The sequence below is a fragment of the Enterococcus sp. 2G9_DIV0600 genome (genome assembly GCF_002140615.1).
Classification (GTDB): domain Bacteria; phylum Bacillota; class Bacilli; order Lactobacillales; family Enterococcaceae; genus Enterococcus_D; species Enterococcus_D innesii.
In genome coordinates, this window is sequence record NZ_NGLL01000003.1 from 67,587 (window position 1) to 68,999 (window position 1,413).

Here is a 1,413-nt window from a genome sequence, read left to right on the forward strand (position 1 = left end):
AAGTTATACTTTATGTTTTGGTATTCAATAATAACTTATACTTTTATTGTTGAATGACTTGAAAAAATTAAATCTTATCAAATGCATCTTTTATTTCTTCTCTCAAGTGTTCCTCTTTCGCCACACCTAACTTTTGCGTAATATACGCTTCCGATAAAGTGTCAATAAGTTTTTCAAAGGTAATCCTTCCCTGCACCGATTGAAGTTCCTCAACGTAGTCTTGTAGTACGTTGAGTTTTGACTCCAAAGCAGGAGATATTTTTTTGGGCTTTGTAACTTTAAACCTTTCATCTGTAATTTCTATAGGTCGTCCTCGTTTTTTACTTGCTGCTGAATTAGTCGCTTTTGGTTTCTTATTTATCAAAGAAGAGTGTCCAAATTCGTTTTCTCCTCTAATTGATACAGATTTTTTCTTTTTTATTCCTGGTTGTAAGAGCCCAGCATATTCTGTATCAACTTTGGTATCAACATTAAATTCTTTCCTTTCACTCATATTCTTTCCCTCCTAGCTATTCTTCAAATATCTTTCTGCGTGATTCAAGTTCGGCAAGTATTTTTATAAACGGTTCATGTGCTCTATAGTCCCATTGATCATAATTTCCGTTTCGATACTTTTTCAAAGATATTCCTTCTCTTGAATAACGTTTTAGTCGTTTTTGGAAATTAACAATATTCTTCGATACAGCGGATCCATATAAATCTATAGCCTCGCTCAATACACTTTTATCTAAATCATCGTCTGGTTCAAGCATGCATGCAATTATAGAAATCACTTCAAGGTCAATATCGTAGTTGTTAATCATAAATTTTTGGTACCCAACATATTTTCCAATTCCATCTAACGATTCCTCTTGTGTTTGAAAAGCTATTATACTGTAATCAGAGGCCGCCATAGCATTATCTGAATAAGCACTAATAGTTGGAGGCACATCAATAAAAATAGTCTCATAATTTTCTTTGATAGGTTCCAATAATTTTTCTAAAACCATGATTTGTTCTTTCTCATCTTCAAAGTTAGCAATAACATAGTTAGAAAACGATCTAAAACTTGTATCACATGCAATTAAATCTAGATTTTCCATAATCGGCGTTATACAAATTGAAAGGTCTTCTTCGTTGATCCCATCTACTATTGTTTTATCAATATGATCTAAGTCAACAGTTCTTGCTAATATTTGTGAAGCGTTGGCTTGCGGATCAATATCTATTACCAGTGTTTTTTTCTTATTTACTACAGCATTATCAAAAGCTAGCATTGTAACTATCTTGGTTTTTCCTACTCCACCTTTAAAGTTCCCGACTGTATAAGTAGTTGCTGTCATATTTTTACCTACTTTCTTTTATCTTTATTTAAAGTATAACTTATATATTTATTTTAATCAATATTTATTTTATACTTTATATATTGATAAA

2 protein-coding genes are annotated in these 1,413 nt (G+C 31.4%); both read right to left on the reverse strand.

All coding sequences use genetic code 11. The features are described from left to right. Positions 1 to 67: 67 nt before the first annotated feature. Positions 68 to 493 carry a hypothetical protein gene (locus tag A5870_RS17050; RefSeq protein WP_086294037.1) on the reverse strand — a complete coding sequence of 142 codons (426 nt, stop codon included), beginning with the start codon at positions 491 to 493 and terminating at the stop codon, positions 68 to 70. 16 nt (positions 494 to 509) lie between these two features. Beyond that, a complete protein-coding gene (locus A5870_RS17055) occupies positions 510 to 1,322 on the reverse strand; it encodes a ParA family protein (RefSeq protein WP_029486053.1) in 813 nt (270 codons plus the stop codon). Between the last annotated feature and the right edge of the window lie 91 nt (positions 1,323 to 1,413).

Bases quoted from the DNA above. Each gene is read 5' to 3' on its own strand.
- A5870_RS17050 (WP_086294037.1), bottom strand. From the start codon at position 493: ATGAGTGAAAGGAAAGAATTTAATGTTGATACCAAAGTTGATACAGAA.
- A5870_RS17055 (WP_029486053.1), bottom strand. From the start codon at position 1,322: ATGACAGCAACTACTTATACAGTCGGGAACTTTAAAGGTGGAGTAGGA.